Annotated in this window: 10 protein-coding genes; 6 read left to right on the top strand and 4 right to left on the bottom strand. The window is 70.6% G+C overall.

Translation table 11 applies throughout. The features are described 5' to 3' along the window. The first annotated feature begins 24 nt into the window (after positions 1 to 24). Positions 25 to 1,329 carry an MFS transporter gene (locus tag ACFVSU_RS17410; RefSeq protein ID WP_387145771.1) on the top strand — a complete coding sequence of 435 codons (1,305 nt, stop codon included), beginning with the start codon at positions 25 to 27 and terminating at the stop codon, positions 1,327 to 1,329. 42 nt (positions 1,330 to 1,371) lie between these two features. Here the strand turns inward: ACFVSU_RS17410 and ACFVSU_RS17405 are convergent, their stop codons facing one another. The 4 genes from ACFVSU_RS17405 to ACFVSU_RS17390 all read right to left on the bottom strand — a co-directional run bounded on the left by ACFVSU_RS17405 (position 1,372) and on the right by ACFVSU_RS17390 (position 5,511). Next, a complete protein-coding gene (locus ACFVSU_RS17405) occupies positions 1,372 to 1,884 on the bottom strand; it encodes an NUDIX domain-containing protein (RefSeq protein ID WP_387145769.1) in 513 nt (170 codons plus the stop codon). 16 nt (positions 1,885 to 1,900) lie between these two features. Continuing rightward, the gene (locus ACFVSU_RS17400) at positions 1,901 to 2,812 is read right to left on the bottom strand and encodes a TatD family hydrolase (protein ID WP_387145766.1); all 912 of its coding nucleotides are present in this window, start codon (positions 2,810 to 2,812) and stop codon (positions 1,901 to 1,903) included. Further along, positions 2,812 to 4,392: a methionine--tRNA ligase gene (gene metG / locus ACFVSU_RS17395; protein ID WP_387145763.1), complete on the bottom strand. Its 1,581-nt coding sequence runs from the start codon at positions 4,390 to 4,392 to the stop codon at positions 2,812 to 2,814. The genes ACFVSU_RS17400 and metG overlap by 1 nt, the downstream gene beginning before the upstream one ends. Before the next feature lie 102 nt (positions 4,393 to 4,494). Continuing rightward, complete coding sequence (locus tag ACFVSU_RS17390; protein ID WP_387145759.1) at positions 4,495 to 5,511, bottom strand: LacI family DNA-binding transcriptional regulator; 1,017 nt, start codon at positions 5,509 to 5,511, stop codon at positions 4,495 to 4,497. 197 nt (positions 5,512 to 5,708) lie between these two features. Here ACFVSU_RS17390 and ACFVSU_RS17385 point away from each other — a divergent pair, with 197 nt between their 5' ends. From ACFVSU_RS17385 to ACFVSU_RS17365, 5 genes are all read left to right on the top strand, one after another. Continuing rightward, the gene (locus tag ACFVSU_RS17385) at positions 5,709 to 7,727 is read left to right on the top strand and encodes a beta-galactosidase (protein WP_387145756.1); all 2,019 of its coding nucleotides are present in this window, start codon (positions 5,709 to 5,711) and stop codon (positions 7,725 to 7,727) included. Between the two features lie 46 nt (positions 7,728 to 7,773). Next, positions 7,774 to 9,003 carry an extracellular solute-binding protein gene (locus ACFVSU_RS17380; RefSeq protein ID WP_387145753.1) on the top strand — a complete coding sequence of 410 codons (1,230 nt, stop codon included), beginning with the start codon at positions 7,774 to 7,776 and terminating at the stop codon, positions 9,001 to 9,003. Between the two features lie 158 nt (positions 9,004 to 9,161). Continuing rightward, complete coding sequence (locus ACFVSU_RS17375; RefSeq protein WP_387145750.1) at positions 9,162 to 10,781, top strand: ABC transporter permease subunit; 1,620 nt, start codon at positions 9,162 to 9,164, stop codon at positions 10,779 to 10,781. After that, a complete protein-coding gene (locus tag ACFVSU_RS17370) occupies positions 10,781 to 11,701 on the top strand; it encodes a sugar ABC transporter permease (protein ID WP_376011683.1) in 921 nt (306 codons plus the stop codon). The genes ACFVSU_RS17375 and ACFVSU_RS17370 overlap by 1 nt, the downstream gene beginning before the upstream one ends. 43 nt (positions 11,702 to 11,744) lie before the next feature. Then, positions 11,745 to 14,474, top strand: coding sequence for a glycosyl hydrolase 53 family protein (locus ACFVSU_RS17365; RefSeq protein WP_387145745.1), 2,730 nt, complete (start codon positions 11,745 to 11,747; stop codon positions 14,472 to 14,474). The last annotated feature ends 26 nt before the right edge of the window (positions 14,475 to 14,500 follow it).

The following is a 14,500-nucleotide window of genomic DNA, read 5'->3' as shown; positions in this document are numbered from 1 at the left end:
CCTCTGCCCTCCTAGGATGGCGGGATGCCTTCGCTCGGGGAACTGATCGCACCACGGCGCCTCGGGACCGACTTCCGGTGGCTGCTGGCGTCGTCGTGGACGAGCAATCTCGGCGACGGCATCGCACTGGCAGCGGCGCCGCTGCTGATCGCCTCGCTCACGTCGTCGCCCGTGCTGGTCGCCGCGGGCGCCATGATGCAGTTCCTGCCGTGGCTCCTCTTCGGCCTCCTCGCTGGCGCCGTCGCCGACCACCACGACCGGCGCCGCCTCGTGATGCTGGCGAACGGCCTGCGTGCCGTGGTCGTCGCCGTGCTCGTGGCGTTCCTCGTCAGCGGGCAGGCCACCGTGTGGCTGGTACTGGCCGTGGCGTTCCTCTACGGCACGGCCGAGGTCTTCGCCGACTCGGCCGGCAGCACGCTGCTGCCGATGCTGGTGAAGCCGGCCGACCTCGGCATCGGCAACGCCCGCATGCAGGCCGGCTACCTCGTCGCGAACCAGCTCGCCGGGCCTCCGCTCGGCGCCTTCCTCTTCGCGGTGGGCTCGTTCTGGCCGTTCGTGCTGCAGGTGCTGTGCGTGACGCTGGCGGTGCTGCTCATCTCGCGGATCGCGCGCACGCCGGTGCCCGAGCATCCGGACGCCGGTCGCGGCACGAAGGCGCACGCCATCCGCGAGGGGCTGCAGTGGCTGCGCCACAACGCACCCGTCCGCACGCTCGTCATCATCATCCTGGTGTTCAACGTGACCTGGGCCGCCCCCTGGGGCGTGCTCGTGCTCTACGCCACGGAGCACCTGGGAATGGGCCCCGTCGGGTACGGCGCCCTGACGACCGCGGCCGCGCTCGGCGGCATCATCGCGATCTTCAGCTTCGGCTGGCTCGAGAAGCACGTGTCGTTCTCGACGCTCATGCGCGTGTGCCTGTCGCTCGAGGTGCTCATGCACCTGTCGTTCGCCCTCACCACGTCGCCGGCGGTGGCCTTCGTCATCATGTTCGGCTTCGGCCTGTACGCGTTCGTGTGGGGCACCATCTCGACGACCGTCCGCCAGCGCCTCGTGCCGATGGAGCTGCAGGGCCGCATCGCCTCGGTGAACATGGTCGGCGTCTTCGGCGGCCTCGTGATCGGCCAGTTCATCGGCGGCATCCTCGCCCAGGTGTGGGGGCTCACCGCGCCCTGGTGGTTCGCCTTCGGCGGCTCGCTCATCACGCTGCTGCTGGTGTGGCGCTCGATCTCGCACATCGCGGCCGCGAAGCCGGTGCTCGACACGGACGAGGCCGAGCAGATCGCCGAAGAGGACGAGCCAGGCGCCGGCGGCAAGCCCCTGATCGACTGACTGCCGACACGCCGGACGGATGCTGCGGCTCAGCGCGTGGCGTTACGCCCGGACGAGTGCGCCCAGACGTTCGCCGAGCTGCTCGAGCCGCGGGGTCCATGGGCCCGCCATCTCGCCCGCCGCGCCGCGCCGCAGCGCCTCGGCGAAGGGCACCCACGCGCTCTCGCACACCTCGGCGGGGTCGAGCGCGAGCACCGGGTCCCCGTCCACGCGTGCGATGTACACGTCGAACAGCGCGGTCCGCTCGGTCAGCCGGCCGACGAGCCCGATGTCCGAGGTGCCGACGAGAACGCCGGTCTCCTCGTGCAGCTCGCGCACCGCCGCCTGCGCGCTCGTCTCACCCGTCAGGGCGCTGCCCGCGGGGAACTCCCACGTCAGACTCCAGTCCTTGCCCGCGGCGCGCCGCGTCAGCAGCACGAGCCCGTCGCCGCGCACGACGCACACGGACGCGACGATGTGGAAGAGCCCCTCGGGGAACGTCGGGTCGCCTCGGCGGTGCGTCCGCCCGATGGGTGTGCCCGCAGCATCCGTGAGGTCCCACAGCTCGTCGTCCACCGCAGCCTCCCGGACCTCAGTCCTCGAACGCCCCGTAGACCTCGAGCGTGTTCGCCGCGATCTGCGCGCACAGCGCGTCGACGTCGACACCGAGCTCGGCGGCCATGTACCGCACCGTCACCGGGATCAGGTACGGCGCGTTCGGGCGGCCGCGATGCGGGGTCGGCGTCAGGAACGGGGCATCCGTCTCGACCAGGATCCGCTCGCGCGGGATCACCGCGAGCGCGTCGCGGAGGTTCTGGGCGTTGTTGAAGGTCACGTTGCCGGCGAACGACAGCCAGTAGCCGCGCTCGCCCGCGATGCGCGCCATGTCGGCGTCGCCCGAGAAGCAGTGGAAGACCGTGCGCTCGGGTGCCCCGACACGCTCGAGCGTCTCGAGCACGGCGTCGTGCGCGTCGCGGTCGTGGATCTGCATCGCGATGCCGTGCTTCTTCGCCAGCGCGATGTGCGCCTCGAAGCTCTCGAACTGCGCGGGCCGGCCGTCCTCGTCGGTGCGGAAGAAGTCGAGGCCCGTCTCGCCGATCGCCCGCACGCGCGGCTGCGCGGCGAGCTCGTCGATCACCGCGATCGCCTCGTCGAGCCGCCCGGCGGCCTGGTACGCGGGTGCCTCGTTGGGGTGGATGGCGACCGCCGCGAGCACGCGGGGGTGGGATGCTGCCGCCCATGCCGACCAGCGGCTCGAGTCGATGTCGCCCCCGGCCTGCACGACGCCGACCACGCCGACCTCGCTCGCGCGCTCGAGCTGCTCATCGAGCGACAGGCCGACCCCGTCCTCGATCTCGAGGTGCGCGTGGTTGTCGTACACCGGCACCGCGAGCGGCGCAGGCGCCGCCGGGTACGTGACGTCGCGCGACCCCTTCTCGCGGGTGCGCACGTACTGCGACGGGTCGGAGCCCGCCTCAGGGTACGGAACCGGGGGTGTCGCCATCAGACCGACTGCTCGACGCGCGGGAACAGCGGCGCGAGGCCGTTGACGCTGGAGCCCGGCTTCAGCACGCCCCACGTGCCCGCCTCGCGGATCGGCTGGTCCTCGAGGCGCCCGATCGACTCGGCCGCGCCGAGCCCGATCCAGAGCTTCTCGGTCGAGACGGGCATCACCGGCGACAGCAGGACGGCCAGGGCCCGCAGCCCTTCCGCGGCGGTGTAGAGCACCGTGCCGAGACGCTCGCGCTGGGCGTCGTCCTTGGCGAGCGCCCACGGCTCGTTCTCGGTGATGTACAGGTTGAGCGCGTCGACGATCGTCCAGATCGCGTGGATCGCCTCATCGATGCGGAACCGCTCGATCGCGGCGTCGGCGTGGGCGGCAGCATCCGCCACCGTCTTCTGGATGTGCAGGTCGGCGTCGGTGTACGCGCCGGCCGGGGGCACGACGCCCTCGTAGTACCGCTCGATCATCGCGGTCGTACGCGAGGCGAGGTTGCCGAAGCCGTTCGCGAGCTCGGCCTGGTAGCGCGCGGAGAGGTCCTCCCACGAGAACGAGCCGTCCTGGCCGAACGCGATCGCCGACAGGAAGTAGAACCGGTAGGCGTCCGAGCCGAAGACGTCGGTGATCTCGGTCGGCGCGATGCCGGTGAGCTTCGACTTCGACATCTTCTCGCCGCCGACGAGCAGCCAGCCGTGCGCGAAGACGCCGCGCGGCACCTCGAGTCCTGCGGCCATCAGCATCGCCGGCCAGATGACGGCGTGGAAGCGCAGGATGTCCTTGCCGACGATGTGGTACGCCGGCCAGCGGCGGGCGAACTCCTCGGGGTCCTCGCCGTAGCCGATCGCGGTGGCGTAGTTGAGGAGCGCGTCGACCCACACGTAGATCACGTGCGACTCGTCCCACGGGAGCGGGATGCCCCAGTCGAACGCGGAGCGCGAGATCGACAGGTCCTTGAGGCCGTTCTTCACGAACGACACGACCTCGTTGCGCGCCGACTCGGGGCGCACGAAGTCGGGAACCGTCGAGTAGAGCTCGAGCAGCTTGTCCTGGAACTCGCTGAGCTTGAAGAAGTAGTTCTTCTCCTGCAGCAGCTCGAGGGGCTTCGAGTGGATGGCGCAGACCTTGAGGCCCTCGAAGGCGCCGGTGCCGTCGACGATCTCGGACTCGGGCTTGAACTCCTCGCAGCCCACGCAGTACAGCGCCTCGTACTCGCCGGCGTAGATGTAGCCGCGGTCGTAGATCGCCTGCACGAACTGCTGCACGCGCTCCTCGTGGCGCTGCTGCGTCGTGCGGATGAAGTCGTCGTTGGCGACGTCGAGCGTCTTCAGCAGCGGGAACCACGCCTCGGTGACGAGCTTGTCGACCCACTCCTGGGGCGTCACGTTGTTCGCCGACGCGGCCCGCATCATCTTCTGGCCGTGCTCGTCGGTGCCCGTCAGCATCCAGGTGTCGTCGCCCGCCTGGCGGTGCCAGCGCGCGAGGGTGTCGACCGCCACGGTGGTGTAGCCGTGGCCGATGTGGGGCACGTCGCTCGGATAGTAGATCGGCGTCGTGATGTAGAAGGACGAGGGGCCGGAAGTCACCCGACGAGTCTAGCCAGCGTGGATGCCCCGGCCGCCGCTGTGACCGGACGCCCCCGTCCGGACCCGCTCAGACGCCCGAAAGTAACACTCGGGCGTGTCGGGTCAGGCGCTGTCGCGGACGACCAGCGTCGTCGGGAGCGTGATCGGCTCGGGTGCTGCGCCGGCGATGACCTCCAGGAGCGTCGACACCATCTCGCTGCTCAGGCGCTCCCAGGGCTGGCGCATCGTCGTGAGCGCGGGCTCATGCGTCGCGGCGAGACCGGAGTCGTCGAATCCCGCCACTGCGATGTCCTCCGGCACCCGCAGGCCCGCCTTGCGGAGCGTCGCGATCGCGCCGGCGGCCATCATGTCGCTGGCGGCGAAGACCGCGTCGATGTCACGCGTGCGCTCCAGCAGGCGCGCCATCGCGAGGGCGCCGGACTCCTGGCTGTAGTCGCCCTCCTCGACGAGGACGGGGTCGAAGCCGTCGCCCATCTCCTCCTCGAACCCGACGAGGCGGAACTTGCCGCCCGGCGTGTCGTGGGGGCCGGCGATCATCGCGATGCGGCGGTGTCCGCGACTGCGGAGGTACCGCGTCATCTCGCGGGCCGAGGCGACCTCGTCGACCGAGACCGTCGGCACCTGAGCCTCATGACCGAGCGGGATGCCGCAGCACACGGTGGGCACGCCCGCCTCCAGCAGCTCGTCGACGAGCGGATCGGATTCGTGCGACGAGATGAGCAGCACGCCGTCGACGTGACCGGCGCTCACGAAGTGCGCGACGTTGGCGCGCTCCGCCGGCGTGCCCGCGACCAGCAGCACGAGCGTCATGGAGCGCTGCGCGAGAGCCTCGGCCGCGCCGCGCAGGAGGAGCGCGAACGTCGGGTCCTGGAAGAGCAGGTGCTGCGGCTCGGTGAGCAGGAACGCGAGCGATCCCGCCCGCCCGGTGGCGAGGCTCCGTGCCGCGTGATTCGCGGTGTACCCGGTGCGCCGGATGGCCTCCTCGACGGCCACGCGGGCGTCGGGCGACACCCAGTGCCCGCCGTTGATCACCCGCGACACGGTGCCGCGCGAGACGCCCGCGACCGCCGCGACATCACGGATCGTCGGTTTGCGTCGCACGGACGTCGTCTCCTCCACGACGAGCGACTCTACCCCCGTGACGGGGCGAATCGCGCGCAGACACGATGTCGACTGTGACCGGTCACAGTTCCGTAACGGTTCCCGGGCGAAGCCTGCGCCGAGGCATCCGTCCGGGTAAGACTGTGACCGGTCCCAGCCACCGCCGCGACCGAACCGCACCGCAGTACGACCTGCACCGACCCGATGGAGCGTCCATGACCTCGCCCGACCGCTGGCCCGAGATCCGGGGCATCGCCTACGGAGGCGACTACACCCCCGAGCAGTGGCCGCGAGAGGTGTGGCGCGAGGATGTGGCCCTCATGCGCGAGGCCGGCGTCAACCTGGTCAGCGTCGGAATCTTCGCCTGGGCCCTCATCGAGACCAGCGAGGGGATCTTCGACTTCGCGTGGCTCGACGAGCTGATCCAGCTGCTGCACGAGAACGGCATCTCGGTCGACCTCGGCACGCCCACCGCTTCTCCCCCGGCGTGGTTCTTCGCGGAGCACCCCGACGCCCGCGTGGTCTCGCGCGACGGCGTCACGATGGGCTTCGGCGCGCGCGGCATGGCATCGCACGCGTCGCCCGCCTACCGCGAGGCGATCGTGCGCATCGCCTCGGCGCTCGCCGAACGCTACGGCTCGCACCCCGCGGTCGTCATGTGGCACGTCCACAACGAGTACGGCGTGCCGGTCGGCGAGGACTACTCCGCGCAGTCGGTGCGCGCCTTCCGCGGCTGGCTTCGCGAGAAGTACAGCACGCTCGACGCGCTCAACGCCGCGTGGGGCACCACGTTCTGGGGTCAGCGCTACGGCGAGTGGGACCACATCGGCGCCCCGGCGGCGGCACCCTCCGTCGTCAACCCCGCGCAGCGCCTGGACTTCGCGCGCTTCACCGACGCCCAGCTGCGCGCCTGCTTCGTCGCGGAGCGCGACGCGATCCGCGCCCACGCGACGCAGCCCATCACCACGAACTTCATGGCGAACCAGAGCTGGACGACCGACCTGTGGGCGTGGGCCCGCGACGTCGACATCGTGTCGGACGACCACTACCTGTGGGCGGCGGATCCCGAGGGCGAGATCGGCCTCGCGATCGCGGCCGACCTCTCCCGTTCGGTCGGCGGCGGCACGCCGTGGATCCTCATGGAGCACTCCACGTCGGCGGTCAACTGGCAGCCGCGCAACGTCGCCAAGCGACCGGGTGAGATGGCCCGCAACTCGCTGACGCATCTCGCGCGCGGGGCCGACGCGATCCTCTTCTTCCAGTGGCGCGCGTCACGCTCGGGCGCCGAGAAGTTCCACTCGGCGATGATCCCGCACGCCGGCACCTCCTCTCGCGTCTGGCGCGAGGTCGTCGAGTTCGGCGACGCGCTCGGACGCCTCGAGGAGGTGCGCGGCTCCCGGGTCGCGGCCGACGTCGCCATCCTGTGGGACTTCGAGTCGTTCTGGGCACAGGACCTCGAGTGGCGCCCGTCGGTCGACGTGTCGCACGCCGACCAGATCCGCGCGTTCTACGAGCGGCTGTGGCGCGACGGCATCACCGTGGACTTCGCCCTGCCCGGCCAGGATCTCTCGGCGTACAAGCTCGTGGTCGCCCCGGCGCAGTACCTGCTGAGCGCCGCGGACGCCGCGAACCTCACCCGCTACGTCGAGGCCGGCGGCACGCTCGTCGTCTCGTTCTTCTCGGCCATCGTCGACGAGAACGACGCCGTGCACCCGGGCGGCTTCGTCGCACCGCTGCGCGACGCGCTCGGCGTCGTCGTGGAGGAGTTCCTGCCGCTCCGCGAGGGCGCGCGCCACACGGTCGGATGGACCGGCTCGACCGCGGAGACGCTCGTCGCGGACGCATGGCAGGAGGACCTCGTCCTGCACGGTGCCGACGTGAAGGCGACGTACGCCGACGGCCCGGGCGCCGGCAAGGCCGCGATCACGCGTCACGCGCACGGCACCGGCCACGGCTGGTACCTCAGCACGCGATTGGATGCCGCGAGCCTCGGCACCGTCATGTCCGACGTGTACGCCGACGCCGGCGTCGCACCCTCGGGCCACCCCGAAGGCCTCGAGGTCGTCATCCGCCGCGGCGACGATGCGGACTACGCGATCGCGATCAACCACCGCGACGACGACGCCCCCCTCGCGGCATCCGGTGTCGAGCTCCTCACCGGCGCGGACGTCGACGGCGAATTCGTCGTGCCCGCCGGCGGCGTCGCGGTCGTCCGCACGCCGCACACCCCCTGACCCACCCGAACCCTGCAACACACACCACATCACCGAAAGGGAAACCATGCGAAAGCAGATCGCACTCGGAGCGCTGGCGCTCACGGCAGCGGTCGTCCTCGCCGGCTGCGCCGGCGGAGGCTCGTCCGACAACTCCGACGACGCGGCCGACAGCACCGCCGAGCTCGTCGTCTGGACCGACGAGGAGCGCCAGACGGCGGTCAAGGACGCGGCCAAGGCCTTCGAGGAGGAGACCGGCGCCACCGTCAAGATCGTCAAGAAGAACTTCGAGGACCTCCGCAACGACTTCATCGCGCAGGTGCCGACCGGAGAGGGCCCCGACATCACTGTCGGCGCGCACGACTGGCTGGGCGCGCTCGTCGCGGCCGGTGTCGTCGACACGATCGACCTCGGCGACAAGGCGTCGGAGTTCGAGCCCGTCGCCCTCGAGGCCATGACTTACGACGGCCAGCTGTACGCGCTCCCCTACTCGCTCGAGACGATCGCACTCGTGCAGAACGTCGACCTCGTGGGCGCCGAGGCCCCCGCATCCTGGGACGACATGATCCAGAAGGGCCTGGCGTCCGGCGCCGAGCGTCCGTTCGTCATCAACACCGCCGGCGAGACCGGTGACGGCTACACGATGTACGGCTTCCAGACGTCGTTCGGCGCCCCCGTCTTCGTGCAGGACGCGTCGGGCTCGTACACGACCGAGGTCGGCATGGGCGGCGCCGCGGGCGAGGCCTTCGCGTCGTGGCTCGGCGCGAACGGCACCTCGGGCACCGGATACATCTCGACCACCGTCGACTACGACATCAACAACGAGCTGTTCAACAGCGGCAAGGCGCCGTACACGATCCAGGGCCCGTGGGCGATCAGCGCCTACACCGACGTGAAGAACATCGCGGTGAACCCCATCCCGTCGGCGGGTGGCGAGACGGCCGCTCCGTTCGTGGGTGTGCAGGGCTTCTACCTCAGCTCGCAGTCGAAGAACGCGCTGCTCGCGCAGGAGTTCCTCGTGAACTACCTCGGCACCGAGGAGGCGCAGCGCGCCCTCTACGAGGCCGACCCCCGCATCCCGGCGTGGTCGACGCTGGCGACCGAGGTCTCGTCCGACCCGATCATCGCGGGCTTCCTCGCGTCGGCGCAGAACGGCGTCCCGATGCCGAGCATCCCCGAGATGGGCTCGGTGTGGGACCTCTGGAACGCCGCGCAGTCGCAGATCATCAGCGGCGCCGACCCCGTGTCGACGTGGAACACGATGGTCGCCGACGTCCAGGCCGCGGTCGAGGGCTGATCCCGGCCGGCTGAACCCGGTCACCGACACGGTGGCCGACACGCTCCGGGAGGCGGGTGAGTGCCTCTCCCCGCCTCCCGGATCCCAACCCCTTCCCGGATCGACGCCGTCGGTCCCCCTCACGCCCGGCGATGAGGCCCCGTGACAGGAGCAGACGCATGACGGTGGACGCCCCCACCCTCCCCCAGGCGCCGGCGGAGACGCCGCCCCGCGAATCGCACGCCCGCCGCTGGCGCGGCCCCGGCTGGGGCTTCCTGGCGAAGCTCGCCTTGATGGCCCTCGTCAACGCCTTCGGCGTGATGACCCTGCTGAGCGCATTCCGCGTCGAGTCGTGGGTCGTGTTCTCGGCGACGCTCGTGCTGCTCCTCGCGGCCGACATCGTCTACTTCACCAAGCGCGCGCTGCCGCTCAAGTACCTGCTGCCGGGCCTGGCGTTCCTGCTCGTCTTCCAGGTCTTCATCTTCGGCTACACCGCGTACATCGCCTTCACCAACTACGGCACCGGTCACGCCGGCACCCAGGAGCAGGCGGTCGAGGCCGCGCTCATCCAGGGCGAGCGTCGCATCGAGGACTCCCCCACCTATCCGCTCTCGGTCGTCGAGCGCGTGGGCGAGGTCGGCTTCGCGATCGTCGACGAGAACGGCGACGTGCTCGTCGGCTCCGCCGAGCAGCCGCTCGAGGAGGCCCGCGGCGCCGAGGTCGGCAGCGCCGGCGCCCCCACGGAGGTCCCGGGCTGGGAGGTCGTGCCGCGCGCCACGGTCATCACCGACGCCGCCCTGCAGGAGCAGATCGCGAGCCTGCGCGTGCCGGTCTCCGAAGACCCCAACGACGGCTCGATCCGTACGCGGGACGGCTCTTCGGGCGCCGTCTACGAATCGACGCTGGTATGGGATGCCGAGGCCCAGACCATCACCGACACCACCACCGGCACCGTCTACACCGCGAACGACAAGGGACTGTTCGTCGCCGAGGACGGCTCGGCGCTGCCGACCGGCTGGTACGTCAACGTCGGATTCGAGAACTTCGTCCGGCTGTTCACCGACCCCGCGCTCGCGCAGACCCTGCTGTCCGTCACCGTCTGGACGTTCGTCTTCGCGACGCTGTCGGTCGTGCTGCCGTTCGCACTCGGGCTCCTGCTCGCGCTCATCTACAACGACGCGCGCCTCAAGGGCCGCCGGTTCCTGAGGACGCTGTACATCCTCCCGTACGCGTTCCCCGCGTTCATGTCGGCGCTGCTGTTCCGCGGCATGTTCAACGCCGAGTTCGGCGTGATCAACGACCTGTTCTTCTTCGGCGCGAACATCAACTGGCTGGGGGACCCGTGGCTCGCCCGCGCGGCCGTCGTCTGGGTGAACCTGTGGCTCACGTACCCGTACTACTTCCTCGTGTGTACCGGCGCGCTGCAGGCGCTCCCGCAGGACACCCTCGAGGCGGCATCCCTCGACGGCGCCGGCCGCTCCCGGCAGCTGCGCTCGATCATCCTGCCGCTCGTGCTCGTGGCCACCGCACCCCTGCTGATCTCGTCGTTCGCGTTCAGCTTCAACAACTTCACCGTCATCTACATGTTCAACAACGGCGGCCCGGCGATCCCCGGCGCCCCGTACGCGCTCGGGGCCACCGACATCCTCATCTCCGCCATCTACGACATCTCCGGGGTGTCGGGCGGCGCAGCGGACTACGGCCTCGCGAGTGCCCTCTCGATCCTCGTGTTCGCCGTCGTCGGGGGCATCTCGGCGATCGCGTTCCGTCAGACCCGCAAGCTCGAGGAGTTCCAGTGATGTCCACCGCCACCGATGTCGCCACGGGACCGACCACCCGCACCCCCGGCGCGCCGCGCGACCGCCGCTCCGCACGCCGACGCCGCTGGCTGCTCGACGTCGGCTGGAAGTACCTGCTCGCCGTCGTCGTGATCTTCTACGCGATCTTCCCGCTCGTGTACGTGCTGTCGGCGTCGCTGAACCCGAACGGCACGCTCGCCGCGAGCAACGCCCTCTTCAGCGTCGTCGACCTGTCGAACTACGCCGCCCTCGGCGAGACGAGCTTCTGGACGTGGGCGGGCAACACCCTCCTCATCGGCGGCATCGCCTCGGTCGGCGCCGTGCTGATGGGTGCCGCCGCTGCGTACGCGTTCTCGCGCTTCCGGTTCTCGGGCCGCCGTGCGGGGCTCACCGGACTCCTCATCATCCAGATGTTCCCGCAGGCGCTCGCGTTCGTCGCGATCTTCCTCATGCTGCTGGGACTCGGCGAGGTCGTGCCGGCCCTCGGCCTCAACTCCAAGATCGCGCTCATCTGCGTGTACCTGGGCGGCGCGCTCGGCGTGAACACGTTCCTCATGTACGGCTTCTTCAACACCGTGCCGATCGAGATCGACGAGTCCGCCAAGATCGACGGCGCCTCGCACGCCCAGATCTTCTGGCGGCTGATCTTCCCGCTCGTGACGCCGATCCTCGCGGTCGTCGCGCTGCTGGCGTTCATCGCGGCGTTCGGCGACTACATCATCGCCAAGATCGTGCTCGTCTCGGAGGAGAACTGGACCCTTGCGGTCGGCATGTACCAGTGGGTCTCGAACCAGCTCGCCTCCAACTGGGGTCTGTTCGCCGCCGGTGCGGTGATCGCCGCGATCCCCGTGCTCGTCCTGTTCCTGTCGCTGCAGCGCTACATCGTCGGCGGCCTCACCGCGGGGTCCGTCAAGGGCTGAGCCTCAGCCCGCCCCCTTGATCAATGTCGATCGGAGAACCCACGTGCCTCACCACCCTCGATCCGCGCGCCTCGCGGCGGTCGCGGCATCTCTCGCCCTGGTCATCACCGGGCTCGCGGCGGCACCCGCCGCCGCGGACGACGGCCACGTCGAGGCCGGCATCACCGTCCCCAAGGTGGAGAACCTTCCGGCGGACTTCATCAGCGGCGTCGACGTGTCGTCGGCGATCGCGCTCGAGGAGTCCGGCGTCGTCTTCCGCGACGCAGCCGGGCGGCCCGCCGATCTGTTCGACGTCCTCGCCGACGCCGGCGTCACCGACGTCCGCGTGCGCGTGTGGAACGATCCGTTCGACGCCGACGGCAACGGCTACGGCGGCGGTGACAACGACGTGGCGCACGCCGTCGAGATCGGGAAGCGCGCGACGGACGCCGGACTCGGCGTGCTCGTCGACTTCCACTACTCCGACTTCTGGGCCGACCCTGCGAAGCAGCAGGCTCCGAAGGCCTGGGCGTCGATGACCGTGGCTCAGAAGGCCGTTGCGGTGACCGACTTCACGACGGACGCCCTCGAGGAGCTCAGGACCGCGGGCGTCGACGTGCAGATGGTGCAGGTCGGCAACGAGACCAACAACGCGGTCGCCGGCGTCAGCGGGTGGGACGGCATGGCGCAGATCTTCTCCGCCGGATCGGCGGCGGTGCGCGCGGTGTTCCCCGGCGCCCTCGTCGCGGTGCACTTCACGAACCCCGAGTCGAGCGGGCGCTACGCCGGCTACGCGGCGAACCTCGCGTCGCGCGGCGTCGACTACGACGTGTTCGCCTCGAGCTACTACCCGTACTGGCACGGCTCCGTCACGAACCTCATGGCGGTGCTGAAGAACGTCGCCGACACCTACGGCAAGAAGGTCATGGTGGCCGAGACCTCGTGGGCGTACACGCTCGAGGACGGCGACGGCCACGGCAACGTCATCGACCTCCCCACGGAGGCCACGCAGTACCCGGTCAGCGTGCAGGGGCAGGCGGATGCCGTCCGCGACGTGATCCAGGCGGTCGCGGACGTCGGCTCCGCCGGCATCGGCGTCTTCTACTGGGAGCCCGCGTGGCTCCCCGTCGGACCGCCGTCCGCGCTCGAGGCGAACAAGGCGCTGTGGGAGGCGCACGGCTCGGGCTGGGCCTCGAGCTACGCCGGCGAGTACGACCCCGACGATGCCGGCCAGTGGTACGGCGGCTCCGCGTGGGACAACCAGGCGCTGTTCGCGCACGACGGCACTCCGCTGGAGTCGCTCAACGTCTTCGCCTACGCGCGCACCGGCGCCGTCGCGCCGCGCGAGGTCACCGCAATCGGACCGGTGAACCTGACGGTCGCCGAGGGCGATGCGGTCGTCCTTCCCGCCACCGTGACCGTGTCGTACAACGACGGCTCGTCCGAGACGCAGCCGGTCACGTGGTCCGACGCCGCCACCTGGATCGACGGCCCCGGCGCGTACACGATCTCCGGCGTCACCACGTCGGGGCTCGCGGCGACGGCCACGGTAGTGGTGGCACAGAAGAACCTGCTGCGCAGCCCCGGGTTCGAAGGCGACAACAGCGCGTGGACCAAGACCGGCACGGGCCTCACCGTCGGCGCGTGGGACGACCCGCGCACCGGGGAGCGCTCCGCGCACTTCTGGGCCGCGAACGCGTACTCCTTCACCCTGTCGCAGCGCGTGGACGGCGTCCCCGCCGGATCGTACATCGTGCGCGGCGCACTGCAGGGCGACGGAGAGGATGCCGCGAGCAGCGTGCGCCTGAACGTCTCGAGCGCGTCGGGCGAGGCATCCATCCCCTTCTCGATGGACGGGTGGCGCAACTGGTCGGTGCCGGCCACCGCACCGATCGACGTCCCCGCGGGGGGCAGTGTGACCGTCACCGTCACCGCGGCCCTTTCGGGCGGCGCATGGGGCACGATCGACGACGTCGAGCTGGTGCGCGCCACGCCGACCGGTGTCGACACCACCGCCCTCGCCGCGGCCCTCACGGAGGCCGAGGGCATCGACCTGTCCGCTCACACGCCCGCGACCGCGGCCGTGCTGCAGGCGGCGATCGAGCGGGCGCGGATCGTGCTGTCGGCTGATTCCCCGTCCCGCAGCGCGGTGGACGGCGCGACGACCGCCCTGGCCGACGCCGTCGACGGGCTCGTGGTGCTCGACGCGGCGGGCAGGGCTCCGGGACGCGGCGTCCTGTCGCACGACAACGGCTGGGACACCGGCCTCAAGGACGGTGCGTACACCGTGCGCATGAACCTGTGGTGGGGCGAGAACGCGACGAAGCTGCGCGTGTTCGAGAACGGCGAGCGCATCGCCACGGTGGCGCTCACCTACGGCGGTTCCGGCGCGCAGTCGGCCGAGATCCCGGTCACCGGGAGGAAGAACGGCGTCTACGTCTACACCGGCGAGCTCGTGAACTCGCAGGGCACCACCGCGCTGCAGCCCGTCACCGTCACGGTCACCGACGCGTCCCCCGCGAAGCCCGTGCTGAGCCATGACAACAAGGACGCCGACGGCACCTACACCCTGACCGCCGACCTGTGGTGGGGCACGAACGCGACGACCTACCGCTTCTACGAGGGCGACAGCCTCGTCGGTGAGGGTGCGCTCGTCGCGGCGACGCCGGGCGCGCAGCGCGCGACGCTTTCGGTCACCGGCGCCACGCGTGGCACGCACACCTACCGCGTGGTCTTCGCGAACGCCGCCGGCGCGACCACGAGCAAGGACCTCGCGGTCACGGTGCGCAAATAGCGCCGGTCACGCGGCGATAACAGCTG

This window comes from Microbacterium sp. NPDC058062, from assembly GCF_042885375.1.
In the GTDB taxonomy this organism is placed as follows: domain Bacteria; phylum Actinomycetota; class Actinomycetes; order Actinomycetales; family Microbacteriaceae; genus Microbacterium; species Microbacterium trichothecenolyticum_C.
Note: the sequence above shows the minus strand (reverse complement) of the source record. Positions and strands in the feature narration are given on the sequence as shown.